The sequence below is a fragment of the Lachnospiraceae bacterium genome (assembly GCA_022794035.1).
In the GTDB taxonomy this organism is placed as follows: domain Bacteria; phylum Bacillota; class Clostridia; order Lachnospirales; family Bianqueaceae; genus CALWPV01.
The window spans coordinates 70,438-88,895 of the sequence record JAAWDX010000001.1; the positions used below are offsets into that span (position 1 = coordinate 70,438).

An 18,458-nucleotide genomic window follows, 5' to 3' on the forward strand; every position below is an offset into this window, starting at 1 on the left:
GCTACTCAATCTCCTCTCCGGCAAGCGCCTGCAGGCCGTATCGGATGATCTGCGCTTTCTCCTCATCCGATAACGCGGCATCCTTCATGACTTGGCGCACATATTCTCCTTTTAGCGATTCATCGAGTAAATAATCCTCAATATTGATTTTGAGCGCGGTTTCATCGTAAACCTTAACAAAGTAAAAGCTGCCCGCAAAGCGGGATTGAAGATAAGCAATATCCTTTTCACAGGCAACGTCCAGGCTCCCCGTAAGCACGAGCTTGACCAGACTGTCCGCCGTACAGCCTGCCTCCTGCAGGGCTGACGCAGCGACGGCAATCATCTCGGCCGTTGTTTGACAGTCCGTCACATCGGCCGTAACCGTATACAGCTTCCTTTGCGCAAACGGAATAAATTCATGCGTATAAGCGCCGGTCTGCTCGTCCACCTCTATAATGACAAAGCCATGCTCTCCGCATTCGTCAAAGCCCCGGCCCTCCAGACAGCCCGGATAGCAATAGGTACCTCTGGCATCAAGCCGTTCCTTTTTATAGGCATGGATATGCCCCAGCGCCAGATAGTCGATCCCCTTATTTTTCAGCGCCTTAAGCTCGATGATCTCCGCTCGGTCCTTTGCTGTGCTCTCGGACTCTTGTCCGTGCAGCATGACAATGTTGAATTTCTGAAAGTCCAGCACCAAGGACACATAGGCCGCTTTCGCATTATCCTGCGAAAGCTCAAGGCCGGAAACAGTGATACGGCCATCTGCTTCCTCATAGGTTGTCCACTCCGAAGTAAAAAGCCTTAGATTGGCAGGCGTCTCTTCTATTTCAGCAAGAAAGGGATCCTGATCGTGATTGCCCTTCAAATAATAAAATGTAATCTGCGGATGCTGTATCATATGATGAACCACGGTATTGCGGGCCGTTGCAGAGATGGTTTTGGTGTCAAACAGATCTCCGGCAATTAAAATAGCGCCGACCTCATTTTGCTCGGCATAGGCGACCATGCGCTCAAAGGTGTGCAGGAGCTCGCCCCGTCTTTCTTTTGCCCTTTCCTTATCCAGATTCGCATTCATCTTGGAATCCAGATGCAAATCCGCACAGTGAATGAATTTCATCGCTGTCCCTTCCTTCTTCTTAGTGCGAGCTCGCCCAGCAGTGCCGCTGCCGATGCTACTGCCAGTACGGCTGTCCAGATCAGCCAGAGATTATTCGTATGTCCGCCTCCCGGATCTACGCCGTTCGTCTGAAACACTAAACCTGCCGCAAAACCGGCAAGATAGGCCAGCGATATGAAAACCGGCGCTTTCTTGGTCTTCAAAAGAAAGGCCAGGCCGATTGCAAATAAACTAAATATAAACAAAACAAGCGGCCAGTCATGCATGCCGTGCAGTTCCAAAAACACATACCGGCACAATAGGAACCCCGCACATAATATTAGTAAGGAAACTATGTATATCACTGTATTTTTCTTTGTCATCTGATGCCTCCTGTTTAATATTGACCTACTTAATAATTCACCGTATCTTTACTCAAGCCCCGCTCCAATTCTTCTATCGTAGGCAATGTGCCTTTAAAATCTTTTGGCATCAATGCATTTAATTCATATTCAGATATTCCTATTGGTTCTGTGAATGTTTCTACTGCATATTTTGCCAATATATTATCTTTAGTTTTACAAATAAGAAGTCCTATCGTCTGTGTATCTCCTTCACCCCTAAGAATATGGTTTACCGCTGAAACATATATAGCCGTCTGCGAAATAAATCCTGATTCAAATTCAACAACTTTTACTTCAACAACCACATAACAATGACGCTTTACATTGTAAAACAACATGTCAATATACTGCTCTGTATTACCAACCTGCAACCTGTACTCTCTTCCTACAAACGCAAATCCGCTTCCTAGTTCCATTAGAAAATTCTGCACATTATCCATCAATGCATCTTTTAATTCTTTTTCATTATATCCTTGGCGAATTGCTATAAAGTCGAAATTATATGGGTCTTTGGTTATTTCCTGTGCCAAATCACCTGTTTCTTTAGGCAATGTATACTGAAAATTGGTAATTGCGTGTCCTTGCCGTTCATATAAGTCTGTTCCCAAAAAATTCAATAAAACAGCTCTTGACCAGTTATTTTCAATAATCTTATCAATGTAAAAATTAAATTTCCTCAGATTATCGTGACACTTATCAATCAACAACTTGATATGTCCCCACGGAATCATAAACACCTTATTCGATGCCATCTCAAAATGTTCCTCAACTTGGGGAACAAATTCTAAATCTTTAAAACATTCATAAAAACGCATCATGTAACGCAAATTAGTCGGAGAAAATCCCTTTGTATTCGGAATCATCTCGGATATATCCATACTCATATTTTGAAAAAATTTATTTCCCCACTTACTGTTAGCATGTCTTTCTGTAATATCTTTTCCTACTGACCAATAATACATTAACATCTCATTATTCACACGAATAGAAGCTTTAATCTGGCTGGTCCTATATCTATCTCCAAGCTCCTGTATCCAACTTCTATATTCCTCATCAATACGCATTAACTCGCTCATAATTTCACCCTCTTATAACATTTTCTATTCGTGCCAAAAGTAATTCAATTGAATATATTGACTAATGAACAAAGTTATACCATACCGTATGTTCAGTCCATCCTTCGCTGAGCATTCGTTTGACATAGGCCAAATAAAACAAGAAATCCCTCCGGGATTCTTGCGGTCGTATAAGATTGCCTTTCGGCAATCTTACTAAAAATGATCTTTAGATCATTTTTATACCATGACGATATCGGAGTTTGCCTCTGGCAAACTCATAGCGCAGCACAATTGCTTGAATAGCCAAAATATATCTGGCTGCGCTTATTATATCATTTTCATGATCGCTTAGCCATCTTTTTCTTTTGTGTTTTCAACCCTTCTCAGCGTTTTATACACTCCTCCGATACAGGGAATCTATGCGTATTTTTAAACAACTTTACTGAAACTCCTTGACAACTAAAAGCCCAAACCCTATACTATTTAAAATTTTCAGGAGGTAAAACAGATGATTACACATAAGGGAACGCAGACTTTACACACTGAAAGGCTTATACTGCGAAAATTCACCGTTGACGATGCACAGGCCATGTTTGAAAACTGGGCAAGCGACGAAAGAGTGACCCGCTATCTGACCTGGTGCCCTCATACATCTCCGGAATCCACTAAAAAGCTCCTTGATCTCTGGTGTGCTGCTTATAAGCCCGATACCTATAATTGGGTTTTGGAATACGAAGGTGCGCCTATCGGCAACATCAGTGTTGTTCGAATCAACGAAAAAAACGAATGGGCAGAGCTTGGCTATTGTATGGGCTATGCTTATTGGAACAAGGGTCTTATGCCGGAAGCTGCCAAGGCTGTTATAAACTTTTTATTTACAGAGATTGGTGTAAATCGCATCGGCATATCGCATGCCGTTAAAAACCCGGCCTCTGGTCGGGTAGCTCAGAAATGCGGACTCACTCTCGAAGGAACGAAGCGTGAATATTTTAAAACCGCAGACGGTGAATTTCTTGATATATCCGAATACGGGATTCTCAGAAGCGACTGGGAAAAGTCTTCTATCTAATGCCTCCTTATTGCTCGCTGCGCGCAAGACCAAACCTTTCAATAACCAAATCGGCCACCTCATCCGGCATGAGATTTGTGTTATCAATTTTCATATGATTTTCAAACCAGACCTTATCCTCGTATGTATTGAGTCTATGGTCTTCTGTGCTACGCAAAAGGTCATTTCTGCTCCACTGGACATTGCGTTTGGAGGGCTTCATCTCCATTCGATGCGGCGTTTCATTTCTTTCAAGTCTCGTTTCCAGTGCAGCACTGAGCTCAACAAAATAAAACTCACCGCCGCTAGCGCGAAACAGACTTTCCAGCCCTTTTAAATATGCTTTTTCTTCCGGATCTTCAAAAGCACAAACAAAGGTAAACAATAGGTTCACCTGATGTTTAATTGCCAGCTCAAAGGCCTTCTCTCTAAAAACAGCATTAAACTCCCGCTGCGCCGGCGTTGCAAAGCCGAATATCTTATCTGAGATTTCGATGCTGTCGTGATTTGTCATTAACCGATACTGTATTTTATCTCGCAGGCTCGCCGCCGTGCAGAATTTCTCCAATCGAGCTTCCTAGACGGTATTGATCTACAGATTCTGTATTGGTCATGATAAGAATACAAAGATCCTCATCAAAATAATACCGTGTATAAGCAGACACTCCGAAAAAATCCCCTCCATGCATATAGCTGATAACACCGGCCTCATCACATCGCTCCAACCCATAGCAATAGTGATTTTTATTTTCTGATAAATAGATTTCATATCCGCGGTCTGATAAAATGCATTTATTTTTAAGACATTCATACCATTTCTGCAAATCATCACAGCTCGTAACCAGTGCCCCTGCACCTATGCCATACAAATTGTTAGTATAGGGAATCCTGACCAATATACCATAGTTACGCATATACTGGCTGGCTTTGTTAATCAGAATGTCCTGATCATTGTCAAATGTCGTGTCATGCATTTCAAGCTTAGAAAATATATGCTGCTGTAGAAATTCATGATAGCTCTGTCCGGAAACAAATTCAATGATCCATGCCAGTAGAGTATAGTTAAAATTATTATACTCAAATACTTCTCCTGGTTTTCTAATAGGCTCCTTCACAATCCAGTTTTTAAAAAACAACTCTTTATCATAGGGCTTTCTGTCCTCATTCACATAAAAATCATCTTCAAAATTATAGCTATTATGTAATCCTGATGTATGGGATAAAAGATGATGGACCGTTATCTCCGATGGCAGCTGAAGATGGGGCGGCAAATACCGGTTTGCCTTTTCGTCCAGCTGCAGCAATCCTTTATCTTGCAGAAGCATAATTGCAAATGCCGTAAACTGTTTTGTAACTGATGCAACCGTAAAACGAGTGGCCATTGTATTTTTAACGCCAAACTCAATACTAGCATACCCGCGGCAGCTCTCAAATAGAATTTCTCCCTTTTGTATGACCCTAATCACACCGGAAAAATCCCAGTACTCCATCTCTTCATTAATATAGCGCTTTAGCTTCTGGTTTAAATCTGTCATGAATGATTTCTCCTTATCGATAACCCCGTCTCCCTGCCTCCTCCATTAAAGCAGGCTGAATATCCGGATAGGTCAGTTGCTCCGGCAATGCGTCCATAGCTATAATTTTTTCAATCTCATTATGCAGTTCTGCCTCAAAGCGTGTTATATCAGCAAAAAATAACATGCCGAAGGATTCTTCTCCGTTGAAGCGCTCGGGGTCTGTAACAGAATATACGCATACGGGTTTTATGTCAAATTCCAAGGCGCCCGTTTCCTCATACAGCTCCCTCTTCGCCGTATCCATAATCGTTTCACCTGGCTCACGATGACCGCCAGGAATTTCCCAAGTGCTGCGGCTTCGATGCTTACAAAAAATATACTGTCCCCTATTTTTAGATATGATAACAGCAAACTTAAGCAGCTCATCTTCTACCTGTTCATAGAACCTGATTTCTTTCATGGTAGGCTTCCTCCTTCATCCAGCTCAGGGCATTATTAAAGAATTTACAATCAATTGAATCTTTTGTTTTCTGTCATAAAAGGTATTCCATTTTGTGTGCGATTGTATCATGTTTTGTATCTAAGGCGCAACTAAATTTCTATTCACATAGTTTCATTATTTCTCCCCACTGGATTTGTATAATTGAAATTCACTTTTAAAGTATGCAATTCATTAAATATAAGCAAAATCGATTACCGAATATATTGAATATATTGTATAATGGTGATATCGAATTCGATGCTACATTACTTTTAATTTGGAGATATGGTTATGTTTATTAAAGAGCGCCATCAAAAAATACAGTATATCCGATGAATCCTCATGCAAAGATCTACGAGTACTTGAAGAAAAAGAGGGTTGCAATTGAGAAAAATTTTTGCATATCCTATAATGCCAGTAGGCAAAAGAAATTACAAATCCATTCAGACAAAAGAACGAATCCCCGTACCGTATTGCAACGGTTTGGGGATTCTTAATATCCACAATCTATAAAGTCGGGGAGCCTTCCAAGCACCAACTCAATCGCTCCCCAGCCTCACACTACATAAAAAGATCGCTCCACGGAAGGCGTACCACCGTAGCCGACCGAGGAGCGATCTTTTTACCCTTATGCTTCCAAAAACAAATCAATCTTCTCTGCAATAATGTCCAGGCTCGCGCGCCAGAAATCAGGCTTTGTCAGATCAATGCCGGCAATCTGCGCCACGTGCTCCACAGTATCTACCGTCGTCGCCTTCAAAAGCTCACGGTACTTCGGCAGGAACGCCTCGCCCTCCTCCAAATACTTCGCATACAGGCCCCGAGAGAACAGGCAGCCAAATGCATAGGGGAAGTTATAATAGCTAAGACCCGGCCGATAATAATGGCTCTTGCAGCACCACATGTACGGATGCAGATACTCCGGATCGAGCCCATCGCCAAATGCCTCCTTCTGCGCGTTAATCATAATCTGCTCCAGATCCTCCGGGAACAGGAACGTATCCTTGCGGCGGCGGATCACCTCATCCTCAAACAGGAAGCGCGAATAAATATCCACAATCACCTGCGTGCAGTCCTGAATCTGGCTCTCGATCAGCTGCAGCCTCTCCTCGCCGGTCGCATGCGCAATCGCATCATTCATGATAATCAGCTCATTAAAGTTAGAAGCCGTCTCCGCCACCGGCATCGTATAGCCCGTGTTCAGCGGACGGTGATCCTGGATCTGCATGCCGTGATATGCATGGCCAAGCTCATGCGCCAGCGTAACAACGTCTCCGAAGCCGCCCGTAAAATTGGTAAGGATGCGGCTCTGTTTGACAAACGGCAGATTAGAGCAGAACGCTCCGCCTACTTTCCCGCCGCGCGGGTAAAAATCGATCCATTCTTCCTTAAAGGCCTGATCAACCATCTGCGCCAGATCGGGCGCGAAGTTGTTGAAGTGCTCCACCAGATATTCGTGCGCCTCTTCGACGGTAAATTTTTGGGAGCCGGCCTTGCCCACGCTGGCCGCGATGTCGTACCACGGCAGGCCGTTTTTGTGGCCGAGCAGCTCGGCCTTGTGGCGCAGATAGGCGTGAAATTTGGGCATGTATTCGCGCATGGCCTCAAGCATAGCCTCGAGCGTGGCTCTCTGCATGCGGGACTGCTCCAGCGTCATGTCCAGCGGGCTTGCGAAGCCGCGCATTTCGGCCTCGGTATTGACCTGCAGCTTGATGCTGTTGAGCGCATAGGCGATGCCGTGTTTGATCTTGTCATAGGTTTTGAGCTCGGCCTCATAGGCGGATTTGCGCACCTCGGGGTCGTCGCTGCCAGCCAGCGCACGAATGCCGGCGAGTGTGACCTCTTCGCCGTTGTAATCTGCTACCACAACAGAGGTGAGATAATCGAACAGGTCATGCCATGCCTGGCCGCCGGAGAGGTTCATCTTGGCGAATACATCCTCGCCTTCATCGCTGATTTTGTGGGAAACGGACTGACGCACCTGCTGGAAATAAAAATGATACTGCTTTAATACGTCGTCGCTGTCTAAAATTTCGTCCAGATTTTCGAGCTGGCCTACGTATTTCTCAAAAATTACGTTTTCTTTGGAAAGACCAGCTGTCATATTTTGAAGCTTGGTTTGATAGGCCGCACCCTCCGAGTCGGAGCTGTTGGCCGAGCGGCGCAGGCTGAAATATCCCATCAGGCGGCGCTGCAGAACCTGCAGTTCCTCCTTGGCCTCCACTACCTTGCGCAGCGTTACTGCCGGCGCCTCGCTGCCGAGAGAGGCGATGAGCTCTTTATAGGAATCGATCTGCTGCTGCAGTTTCTCAATGTCTGCCTGCAGCGCAGGATCCTGTGTGCCCTTATAGAGCACGTCTAAAGACCATTCAGAATTCATAAGTAATCTCCTTTTTAAAATCATTTTAGTAAGGTCATTATAACACTGTCATTTCGATTTGTCCAGCGCCGCAGCCTTGGCCGCCTGCTTCGGGAAGCACAGTCCTAGGTTTGTGTGCCGCTCCAAGGAGTGCAGCCCCTGCTTGATGTACGCCCAAGAGCTTTCATAATCCAGCCTCACTGAAAAATCCGAATTCGATAAAAAGGCCAAAAACTCCGGAATTGCATTGCGGTATGCCTTGGCAAACTGATAGGCGTCCTCCTCCTTTTGGGCATTGCTGCTGTTTAGCTTGTTATACAGTACATGATCGAGATTGCAGGACATATAAAATACCCGGTAGGGCACGCCCCAGATGCTGTCGCACCCGCACAGCCGGTCAAGATTGGCCGCCTTCTGCTGGTTCCGGCTTTCAATCGCCTCTTTATTTCTCGTGCGGATCTCCGTCTCCGCATACGTCACCCGCCGCGCGGCAGCGTCCTGCACCACCTTTTCCGGCGGAATATAGGCTCCATCCATGTCGACAATGTGAATGATCTCCCGAAAATCTGTCCTCGTATAATGGTTAGAGGACGCATACGCCTGTACCTCTTTGGCCAGCCTGCCCTCGATTCTCTCCGGCCAGACCCCTCTTTGCGTGGTGATATCTCCGTGCATAATGTGCACAAACACAGAGCTCCGGTCGTAGATCCGTCCCAACAGCACGCCCAGTGCCTCCTCGTCCGAGGGTCCCTCTACAATCACAAAAACAATCCGCTTACGAGCCACTGAGCTCACCAGCCTCTCTGAATGCCAGCGCAATCTCATAGTTATCCGTGGGCTCATAAACACTCTCACTCTGCTCGCCCAGCACGATATCACGATAATAAAAATCACGCAGATTGTGGTTCGTTTTGATATTGGCAAAACGAATATAGCGGTTGCGCGGATTGGAGGTCGTAAACGCGATAAATCCTTTATCCAGCGTCTCCAGCGGGCGCAGGTTATGCGACGTAAAAATCAGCTGCCCCTTGCCCTTTTCCGATATGATGCGCAGCAGCTCGCCCAGCAGATATTCAAACACGCCCGCGTCCAGCTCATCAATGGCCACCGTGATGGACGCCTGATTATACACCACGATCAAAAGCTGCAGCACCGACACGATCTTCTTAATGCCTTCAGACTCATATTGCAGCGGAATATCCTTACTGTTCTTTCGGGACACCAGCTGAATCCTTATACCGGCATCGCCGGTAGGAAACATCTCGGTTCCCAAATTTTTGACGCCAATTGTGAGGCCGGGGACCAGCTGCACCAGAACGCCGTTCATGTTACGGACGACCTTTTCCACCCGCTCCAACGCCTCCTGCGGAATCAGTGAGGGCGCGTTCAGATGGATCATCAGGCTGCCTGCCGATGATCGGTTGCCTTCTTTATATTGAAAGGTGAGCGGCAGGGTATTCATTGTGATTAGGCCGGCACGGGCTGTATTGATCACAAACAGCTCATAATTGCCATACCATATGAGGCTTTCAAACAGATCTAAATAGAGCGTTTCTTTGCAGTTTTTCCGCAGAACATTCAAAAGCGCTGCAGAGAAAATAAACGACTTTGACACGAGCGCCGCCATCTGCTTGCCGGCCAGCAGCGTTGCTGCCGTCTTGGCATTATGTCCAACCAGCAGTTTATATTTGCTGGCCGGGCCAAAGACGTCCTCCGTACGGGTGTCTACGACCGGCTGCAGTTTATATTTTTTGCCCTCTTCCTGATAAGCACAGGCCAGCACCTCGTCAAAAATAGCGGCCTTGTACTGAACAGGCTCATGGGGGCTTTGCTCAATATTGGGGCCGGATTCATCAGCCTCCTTGCGGATACAGAGCTCATATTGTACGTCATAGATGCCGTCTGTGTCCTGATTGGCAATCTGCAGTGTATATTTTACCTTTGCATGCTCCGCATTGACATTAACAAAGTCAACAAAGCTTGCCGGCAGCGACTGCCCTGTCAGCGCATACTTAAGCAGAGAAAGAGCGTCAATCAAAGCCGTTTTGCCAGAGCCGTTCTGCCCATACAGCCCTAAAATGCTGGCACTGTAGGCCTTGCGTGTGTTTTCAAAGCTTAAAACGCCATGCTCTACATTTTTGAAGTTGGTGATTTCAATCTTTGTCAGGCGAACCGTTTTTGTTTTCATTCTGATTGCCTCCTTTATTTAGTAGCATCATAGCATAGTATGCCCTATGAATCAATTAAAAACTGTCATTCGGCACAAAATGTTTCTTTTTCTTATTTTCCTGTTCTATGTGCCATAGACTACGGCGCAATTGTTTGCCATCGCATGTCGGTTTGCATTGAGCCAAAGAGGCCATAGCTCGCCCTCTTGCATGCTGGTCAGCACCAAACCAGCAACGCAACCAACTTGCAACTTACTATTAAACAGACAGCACGTCCATGACATACCACCGTAGTCGCGGACGTGCTGCCTGTTTCACCCCTCATATGCCTTATAGATTATCTCATCTGTTTCAAAACGCGATGCCATAAATATATTCGTCTCACGGACGCTATAGCAGCTCTGCAGTGCTTCCTGCAGCTGCGGTTTCAGCCACTCCCGCAGGCGCGTTACCTCCGCCACCCGTCGATCCAGCAGCTCCTTCTCCGCCTTTGTGATCGGCTGATGGTAGCGATACAGCTCCCGCATCACAAACTGTGATTTTTGCCGGTAGATTTGCGCCGTCAACGCCAGATGCCACATACGAGCCTCGAACGAATGCTGTTTAGCAGCTTCGGCAGCTTTTTCTGCCTGTGGCAGCAGCGCACCTATGCCAAGTCCTGTCAGCGGCTGCGAAACGCCAAAGAAATCACTCATAAAGCTTTGCAGAAAATCGGATTGGCTTAGCGATGGATCCCACATCTTTTGCGCGGCATAGCTCAGCGGCAGCCATGCGGTTTCAAATTGAGGATGCGGCGGCGCGATTGTGCCGCTGTAGTTGGACCAGACCGTCATGGCGAAGCCGGCGAGGCTGAAGTCGGCGCAGCGCTGGATCCACCAATCTACGTTGGCCAGCCGGCCTTCATAATCGGGCATATCAAGTGCTTCCACCTTACCCACGCTGCATTTGGCGGCGCCGGCGCCGAGCACCTGCAGACCTGCTTTCTGAAAATCGCTGATAAAGGGGACGCTGTCCGGCGTGTAATATAGCCAGCTCATGACAATAATTTCCGGATTCAGCTTACCAAGCTCTGCCGGGGTCATGTGCCGCAACATATCATCCCAGATGATTGGCGTCTTGCCAGCGGACAGCACTTTGTCCGCAATGCGGTTAATATGCTCCAGCAAAAGCCCTGTCTTGCCGGTCTTCTCATATTTTTTGCGACAGTCCGGACAATAGAGCAGATTCCACGCTTCGTCGCTGCCGATGTGGATGTAGCGGCTTTCGGGGAAGAACTGCATGGTCTCCTGCAAAAGTGATTCGACCAGCTCATAGCCCGCCTCGCGGCAGGGACAGATTTCATCAAAGTCATGATAATGCATACCGCCGGTCACACCGGGATAATAAAGCGGATCGTTCTCGGGCTGATGACGCACCTCGCGAAGCTCGGCGTAGGCCGGCTTTTTGAGCGCATATTCCAGATGCCCGAGCGTTTGCTGCAGCGGAATGAGCTCCAGATAGTGCTCCTTGGCATAAGTATTCAGCCACTGCAGATCATCCGCTGTAAAATGCTCCTCTTCTACAATATCGGGATGGGATGTAAACGGCAAACGGTTTTCAGTCTCCAGAATCAATGTGTTGTAGCGCAGATCAATCAGGTTTTCGAGAATGCCTTCAAGCCGCTTCCGGTTGGGAAATCCATAGCGCAGATCCATATGCGCGGCGCGGAAGCTGAGCTCCGGCGCATCTTCCTTAAAGAGGCCTACCTGAATATGCCCCTGCTTTTTCCATTCCTGCCAGCCGTACAGCACACCGCGCGGCGAAGCCGCCTGAATGACGATGGACTGCTCGTCTGCATAAAGGCGGTAGCCGTCGGGGCTTTCCTTCAGATATGCTGAAAGTGGCGGGAGCTTCACAAAATCTGCCCGCGTGACCACGCAGTAATAATCCTTTGCCTGCACCTCGCAGGGCTCGGCCTTCATTGCCTGCAGGCGCTGCTCGATTACGCCGCCTGCATTTGTCGCTGCTCTATATGCCATGTTTACACAACCTTTCTGTCTGAATCGTAAGTTTTCTACCTCTTATTATACAGATTCTTTCTTTTAAAGGAAATGCATATTTTTCCAAAATACTCGGTAAAACAGACTTTCCTTTCGTATAATATAGATAAGTTAGTCATTTCCGGTTCAGGCTCTGCTGCAGGATTTCCTACTGCCACTGCATTTCAATATATCGCTTAGCCGTTTCCTGCAGCTTTTGATAACATGTCTCCCAGTCTGCTCCGCTGTAATAATCCTGCAAAACCGGATATAACACCTCTATCTCCAGGCTCCCGTTGGGAAGTGAAGCCGTCTCGATCTGCTGGACGATTTCGTAAATTTGCTCAGCCAACGCTTTAGATAACGGATGGACCATTCCCAGCGCATGCGAATTGATATTAAAATTATGAATCTCCCACTCTGTCTCTGTTAAATCGATCAACTGCTTTTTTGTGATTTCCTGATTGACAGAAAAGCCATAGCGTACATCTGTCTCGTAATCCTGCAAATATTTTAACAATTCGACTGCGGCAAGCGGATTTTCCGAATCGGCGCATACAAATCCAAACAGTGTAATGGCCGCATTATAGGCTGGCCTGTCCTCTCTCATCGAAATGGGAATCAGCGTCATCTCCTGTCCGTCTGCCTGCAGCTGACTCGCATAATACTGCGCCTGAACCGCCATAGAGGTAGCCGGCCAGTTACAGCCTGAAACGCCGTCAAGCCAATAGGAAATCTGACTGCTGTAATCCTTATACAGGCTCTGGGCCGCCTCCTTGCTGGGCGCCATCAAATAATTCTCAGAAAGAAAAACACTTAGGTAATTGCTTCTATTCGGCGCATCTCCCCGATTTTCCACTGCAAAATCCTGTTCAAACGCTTGATATCGTTTCCCGAATTCAGCCAGCGCCTGCAGGTTTTCTTCCTCCACTAACAGAGTCTGCGTATCCTGATCAATTCTGGAATATCCCAGCGCATTCCAGAAAATATAATTGATCGTTACCGGGTTGCCTGTAGGAACGGCATATAATACTTCTTTCACACCCGGCTGCTGCCAAAGGCGATTCATTTCTTCTTCGAGTATCTGAAACGCTTCTTTGACTTCTAAAAAAGAGGCCTCCGATTTCGGACGGGTTGTATATAAAGCATTCATATTATAAAGTAGAGGCAGTATGTATTGCTCTTTGCCCTTACGGCATGCTTCCATAATGCTCTCTGTATACTTATCCTCTCGCTCCGTTAAATACGGAGCAAGGTCCAGCGCTCCGCCTTCGTTAATCAGGGCGTAAATCTCCTGTGTCGTAGCAGCGTCACAAATGACCAGATCCGGCAGACTATGATTTTGAAAATCTTCTTTTAACTGCTTTTCCATCACATACGGTGACTCAAAATAAAAAACATGGATTGGCAGATGATACTCTGCCGAAAAAGCGTCGATTGCTTCATTATAAATCGTCTTTCCGTAGGGAGAGTTCCAGCACTCTCCCATGCGATAGTCGTGATAATATACCGCGTTTTCGCTCTCCTGCTCTCCGGACGCATGCAGCATCTGCGAAACCATATAAACCGTAATTGGTACGCTGCGGTCAAAGGAATCGGCTTCGCCCTTTTGGCTGCTGGCAGCGCGCCCTTCGCAGGCGCATAGGAGAATGGTTTGCATAATAACGAGAAGATAAATTGTCCATTTTTTCATTGCGTCCTCCACTCCTGATATTGACGGTTTGCTTCTTGCAGGATTTTCTGGAAACCAAGCTCATCTAATTCTTCTTTAAGCTGATGATACCATTTGTCCCACTCGTCCCAGTTTTCTGCTTTCTCCAGCTCTGTTAATGCTGCTGATTGCTCCAGATAGCGTTCAACTGCCAGAATCTCATCCTTAACTGGCTTTTTATCAAAAACAAAGCCTGTCACCGGCGTGGGAAGCGCCTGCTCAATCATGGCATTCACCTGCTCTGCATCTTGTCCGGAGACAAGGGATCTTCCATTTATAAAACGATAATAAGGAAGGAAAAAAGTATTTTCTTTAATCTCTGCTGCATTTCCCATATAAAAGATTTCTGCCGCTTCGCGATTGGTAGTAAGCTTTATGATTAAATCCATAACCTCTTCTTTATGCCCTGAGTCTTTGCGAACCGTCATATAGCGATGTCCGTCTTCGTAGGGCTCGTTATAATAAATTGGCTGCTCAAAAGGAAGCAGGATATCATACTCTTCTAAGGATCTTCCTACACGGTTAATAATGGCAAAAGTACCGTCACCATTGGATAGGTAGCGCTCTTTTTTGATAAATCGGTATTGCTCTGTGATCGCCTGAAACGTGGGCGAATCCAATAAACTGATTATTTCCTCTGATCCCGATACAAAGTCAACGCCAATGAGCGGCGCTACGCTGGCAAAGTATGTATCCGGGTACCAGTTTGTAAATGGTATCCTTTGCATTCCGTTCTGCAAAAACCGCGTACCTGTCCCGGCAGAAAAATGCCATGTTTTCATTGTGTTTTGCAACAAAAATTCTTGTATGGTTCCCAGTGATTGCGTAATTTCCTGATTTTCCGCCAGTTTGTTTAAAAAACCTTCTGTAATGCAATGATCTTCCCCATATGATATTTTTTGATAAATAATGGCTAGAGAATAGAAATCATTTGTCTGATCATATAGATTATAGATATGGCCGTTTTCCCGCAATAGGCTCCAGTAATTGGTCGGTCTGGTTTCGTAAAGAGGCAGCAATTCTGCTGCCAGGTGCTCCTCCATCGGCTCCATGTACTGTGCTAAATCATCTGCTGAAAAGAAATGGCCCCAAAAATTAACAAGATCAAAGGTAAAGCCGAGCTCTCTTTCGGTTTGTTCCAGCAAATGCGCATCGTACAGCTGTGACCGGTTGGTGCAGCCTACGATCTGCACAACATAGGGTGCATTCTGCTTTACTAAATACTCATTAAAGCATTCAATCTGCTGGTGCTCCTGCTCATAGATTCCGCGGAAATTATCGCCGGGCAGAAAATTAAGCACGCCTAAATGAATCACCGTTTTATCACCATAAATGGACATATCTTCCGGATAAAAATGGTATTCTGCCGCGGTTTTCTCCTGAGTTGCTGCTGCACCGCTTTCCTGTTTTGATTCTTCTTCGGGAAAGAGCCGGTCGAGACTATTTTCCTGCTTAGAATTGTTTTCTGTGGTTAGAGGCTCTGTTTGCCTGCAGCATACCAGCGCTGCCATGCCTAATAAAATTAAAATGCTAAGTGCCCATATTGTTTTTTTATTTCTTATCATTTTTCTCATAAGGTTGTCCCCTTTTTATTTTGATCATATCATACCGCCTTGACATCGTCAATTAATAGTTATCCTCCCTCCCGCCCCTTGCACCCGCTCTTCGTCTATGATAAAATGGCGTGTATACAGCGCCCGGCATTTCGCCCGACCATTCACGCTTTGAAACGGAGATTTTCATGGATTTTTCAAACATCATCATTGCCCTCTGCAAGCTATTCTTTCTGCTGCTCCTGGGCTACTTTCTACATAAGAAAAAAATTCTCGACACCCATACCGACGACGGCATTTCGTCCCTGATCGTCAACGCCACCAATCCGGCCCTCATCCTTTCCTCACTGGGCGCCACAGGCGCAAGCACAAAGAGCGACGTGCTCCGCCTTGTGCTATTTGGAGCCGGCTTCTATATGCTATTGCTCGTGCTGGCATTTTTCATGGTCCGGCTGTTTCGCATCCAGCGCAGCAAGAGAAATACCGCGCAGCTTCTGCTCATTTTTTCCAACACCGGCTTCATGGCCATCCCCGTCCTGCAGACCCTATATGGGGATATCGCCGTATTTTATTGCTCGATTTTAAATCTGCCCTTCAACTTTCTGATCTACTCCTACGGCGTCTACCTGCTCACGCGAGATGCCCAGACTTCTACTGCGCACAAGATCAGCCTGCGCCAGCTCATTAACCCCGGCATTGTTGCCAGCGTGCTGGCCTTGGTTCTCTACTTTTCGGGACTGCACCTGCCGTCCGCCGTGCAGGATACGCTGGGCTTTTTGGGAAACGTGACGCCGCCGCTTTCGATGCTGCTGCTGGGCAGCGTGCTGGCGGATTATCCGCTTGCCAGCATGTTTAAGGACGGACGGCTCAACCTGATGCTCTTTGTCAAATTGCTGCTGCTGCCGGCGCTGGCCTATGTGTTTTCGGTGCTGCTCTTCAGCGACAGCGTGATCATCGGCATCAATACGCTCACCTTTGCCATGCCCTGCGCCGCCATGACGGTCATGCTCTGCAAGGAATATAAAGGCGATTCGATGAGCGCTTCCGTCGGCGTCGTGTTTTCTACCGTCTTGTCGCTGCTGACCATTCCGTTGATTTTTGCCGTTTTTATCCTACACTAATTATAGAAGGGATTAAATCCAATGAAACTGACAACCATATGTTATCTGCGCCAAAATGGCCAAATTCTGATGCTGCACCGCATTAAAAAGAAGGTAGATCTCAATCACGGCAAGTGGATCGGCGTGGGCGGTAAATTCGAGCCCGGCGAGAGCCCCGAGGAATGCATCTGCCGCGAGGTGTTGGAGGAGACGGGCCTACGCCTGATCGAGCCAAGGCTCCGCGGACTAGTAACCTTTAATTTTGAAAACCCGGAGGCCGCATTGGCCGATTGGGATACGGAGTACATGTTTATCTATGTCTGCGATACCTTTGACGGCGAGCTAACAGCAGACTGCCCTGAGGGTGAGCTGCGCTGGGTGCCCGAGGATGAGATTCCGCAGCTTTCTCTGTGGGAGGGAGACCGGATCTTCATGCCTATGGTGCTGGCGGATGAACCATTCTTTTCCATGAAAATCCGCTACTGCAGGGGCGAACTGATCGACTGGCAAATTCACAAAGGAGCCTCCCGCGCATGAAACCAACAACCCGAAAGCTGGATATAAAAATGATGGCTGTCATCCTCAGCCTGGCATGGCCGACCATGCTGGAGCAGCTCATGCAGACCGCTGTGCAGTATATCGATACTGCCATGGTGGGCTCGCTGGGCACGCAGGCCACGGCTGCCGTGGGCGCAACCAGCACCGTCAACTGGCTGATCGGCAGCACCATCTCGGCGCTGAGCATTGGCTTTCTCTCGCTGATCGCCCGCGCCTGCGGCGCAAAGGACCGCGACACCACAAGCCGCGCCGTCTCCCAATCGGTGCTGATCACGCTTGCCGCTGGCGTGCTTTTTACCGTGCTCACGCTGTCGCTCAGCGGCGCGATCCCCGCATGGATGCAGGTGGATGAGGCCTTACGCGAAACAGCCTCCCGCTACTTCTTTATTTTATACATCCCCATGCTGCCGCGCACTGCTTCCATCATCTTTGGCACTGTGCTGCGTGCGGCCGGCGATACGAAAACGCCTATGAAAATCGGCGTAATCGTCAATGTGATCAACGTGATTCTGAACTTTCTGCTCATTTACCCCACGCGCACGCTGTCTGTATTTTCGCTTTCCTTTACCATGCCCGGCGCAGGCCTCGGCGTGATCGGTGCTGCGATCGCCAGCGCCATCGCCTTTACAGCCGGCGGCCTGTTGATTACAATCGTGCTCTGGCGGCATCCTTTTGTTTCGCCGCGCGGTCAGCGGTTTAAGCCTGATATGCAGATTCTAAAGCCCTGCTTCAAGGTGGCCTTTCCCAATATGCTGCAGCGCTTCGGCACCTCGCTGGGCTATGTGGCCTTCGCCAGCATGATCAATTCTCTGGGTGAGATCGCCACCGCAGCACACACCATTGCAAATACCGTGGAATCAGCCTTTTACATCCCTGGCTACGGCATGCAGACAGCCGCCGCCACGCTGGCCGGCAATGCCTACGGCGCCGGCGACCGGGACCGCATGCGCGATCTGGCGCGCATGTTCATTCCCATCGAAATCGGACTGATGATCCTCTCCGGCGGTCTGCTTTTCATCTTCGCGCCCAGTCTGCTCGGCCTTTTCTCCGACAGCGAGGCTGTAATCTCGCTTGGCACCGCCGTGCTGCGCATGGTAGCCGTGTCCGAGCCGTTTTATGGCTTCTCCATCATCATCGAAGGTATGATGCAGGGCGTAGGCAAAACCAAGGAGCCGTTTATCTATAACATCATCGGCATGTGGGGCATCCGCATCCTCGGTACCTTCCTGTGTGTGCGCCTGCTAAACGCCGGCCTCCTGCCCTTTGACGTGCCCGGCCTGATTCTGGCCTGGGGCTGTATGATCGCCCACAATCTACTTCTCTTTGTCCTGTTTATGATCTGCTATGTAAAGGGCAAATGGAATCCGCTCCATCAGGGCCGTACTGTAAAGATGCATTAAAT

The 18,458-nt window shown here is 47.7% G+C and carries 16 protein-coding genes; 4 read left to right on the forward strand and 12 right to left on the reverse strand.

Going from position 1 to position 18,458, the window contains the following annotated elements:
* Position 1: 1 nt before the first annotated feature.
* From HFE64_00315 to HFE64_00325, 3 genes are read right to left on the reverse strand one after another with little or no spacing between them, the layout of a single operon-like run.
* Entirely contained in the window at positions 2-1,102 is a 1,101-nt protein-coding gene (locus HFE64_00315; protein ID MCI8631919.1) for a DNA repair exonuclease, read from the reverse strand.
* Complete coding sequence (locus HFE64_00320; protein ID MCI8631920.1) at positions 1,099-1,464, reverse strand: hypothetical protein; 366 nt, start codon at positions 1,462-1,464, stop codon at positions 1,099-1,101. Before HFE64_00320 ends, HFE64_00315 begins: the two co-directional genes overlap by 4 nt.
* A gap of 29 nt (positions 1,465-1,493) precedes the next feature.
* Positions 1,494-2,561: a DUF1016 domain-containing protein gene (locus HFE64_00325; protein ID MCI8631921.1), complete on the reverse strand. Its 1,068-nt coding sequence runs from the start codon at positions 2,559-2,561 to the stop codon at positions 1,494-1,496.
* Between the two features lie 490 nt (positions 2,562-3,051).
* Between HFE64_00325 and HFE64_00330 the strand changes: the two genes are divergently transcribed.
* Positions 3,052-3,612 (forward strand): GNAT family N-acetyltransferase, encoded by a 561-nt coding sequence (locus HFE64_00330; protein MCI8631922.1) that lies wholly within the window; start codon positions 3,052-3,054, stop codon positions 3,610-3,612.
* A gap of 7 nt (positions 3,613-3,619) precedes the next feature.
* On the opposite strand, the gene HFE64_00335 is transcribed toward HFE64_00330, so the two are convergent.
* The 9 genes from HFE64_00335 to HFE64_00375 all read right to left on the reverse strand — a co-directional run bounded on the left by HFE64_00335 (position 3,620) and on the right by HFE64_00375 (position 15,419).
* Entirely contained in the window at positions 3,620-4,159 is a 540-nt protein-coding gene (locus tag HFE64_00335; GenBank protein MCI8631923.1) for a hypothetical protein, read from the reverse strand.
* Positions 4,122-5,126 (reverse strand): beta-lactamase family protein, encoded by a 1,005-nt coding sequence (locus tag HFE64_00340; GenBank protein MCI8631924.1) that lies wholly within the window; start codon positions 5,124-5,126, stop codon positions 4,122-4,124. Before HFE64_00340 ends, HFE64_00335 begins: the two co-directional genes overlap by 38 nt.
* Before the next feature lie 13 nt (positions 5,127-5,139).
* Positions 5,140-5,568: an NUDIX domain-containing protein gene (locus tag HFE64_00345; GenBank protein ID MCI8631925.1), complete on the reverse strand. Its 429-nt coding sequence runs from the start codon at positions 5,566-5,568 to the stop codon at positions 5,140-5,142.
* 649 nt (positions 5,569-6,217) lie between these two features.
* A complete protein-coding gene (locus HFE64_00350; protein ID MCI8631926.1) occupies positions 6,218-7,969 on the reverse strand; it encodes a M3 family oligoendopeptidase in 1,752 nt (583 codons plus the stop codon).
* Positions 7,970-8,017: 48 nt separating this feature from the next.
* Positions 8,018-8,734: a hypothetical protein gene (locus tag HFE64_00355; GenBank protein ID MCI8631927.1), complete on the reverse strand. Its 717-nt coding sequence runs from the start codon at positions 8,732-8,734 to the stop codon at positions 8,018-8,020.
* Positions 8,724-10,136: an AAA family ATPase gene (locus tag HFE64_00360; protein MCI8631928.1), complete on the reverse strand. Its 1,413-nt coding sequence runs from the start codon at positions 10,134-10,136 to the stop codon at positions 8,724-8,726. Before HFE64_00360 ends, HFE64_00355 begins: the two co-directional genes overlap by 11 nt.
* A 294-nt stretch (positions 10,137-10,430) precedes the next feature.
* Positions 10,431-12,134, reverse strand: coding sequence for a family 20 glycosylhydrolase (locus tag HFE64_00365; protein ID MCI8631929.1), 1,704 nt, complete (start codon positions 12,132-12,134; stop codon positions 10,431-10,433).
* A 169-nt stretch (positions 12,135-12,303) separates the two neighbouring features.
* Positions 12,304-13,827 (reverse strand): hypothetical protein, encoded by a 1,524-nt coding sequence (locus HFE64_00370; protein ID MCI8631930.1) that lies wholly within the window; start codon positions 13,825-13,827, stop codon positions 12,304-12,306.
* Positions 13,824-15,419 carry a DUF3502 domain-containing protein gene (locus tag HFE64_00375; GenBank protein ID MCI8631931.1) on the reverse strand — a complete coding sequence of 532 codons (1,596 nt, stop codon included), beginning with the start codon at positions 15,417-15,419 and terminating at the stop codon, positions 13,824-13,826. Before HFE64_00375 ends, HFE64_00370 begins: the two co-directional genes overlap by 4 nt.
* Positions 15,420-15,586: 167 nt before the next feature.
* Here HFE64_00375 and HFE64_00380 point away from each other — a divergent pair, with 167 nt between their 5' ends.
* Genes HFE64_00380 through HFE64_00390 form a run of 3 tightly spaced genes read left to right on the forward strand, consistent with a single transcriptional unit; the run spans position 15,587 to position 18,456 of the window.
* Complete coding sequence (locus HFE64_00380) at positions 15,587-16,519, forward strand: AEC family transporter (GenBank protein ID MCI8631932.1); 933 nt, start codon at positions 15,587-15,589, stop codon at positions 16,517-16,519.
* A gap of 21 nt (positions 16,520-16,540) precedes the next feature.
* On the forward strand, positions 16,541-17,035 hold the full coding sequence (locus HFE64_00385; protein ID MCI8631933.1) for an 8-oxo-dGTP diphosphatase: 495 nt from the start codon (positions 16,541-16,543) through the stop codon (positions 17,033-17,035).
* A 29-nt stretch (positions 17,036-17,064) separates the two neighbouring features.
* Positions 17,065-18,456 (forward strand): MATE family efflux transporter, encoded by a 1,392-nt coding sequence (locus tag HFE64_00390; protein ID MCI8631934.1) that lies wholly within the window; start codon positions 17,065-17,067, stop codon positions 18,454-18,456.
* Positions 18,457-18,458: the final 2 nt, after the last annotated feature.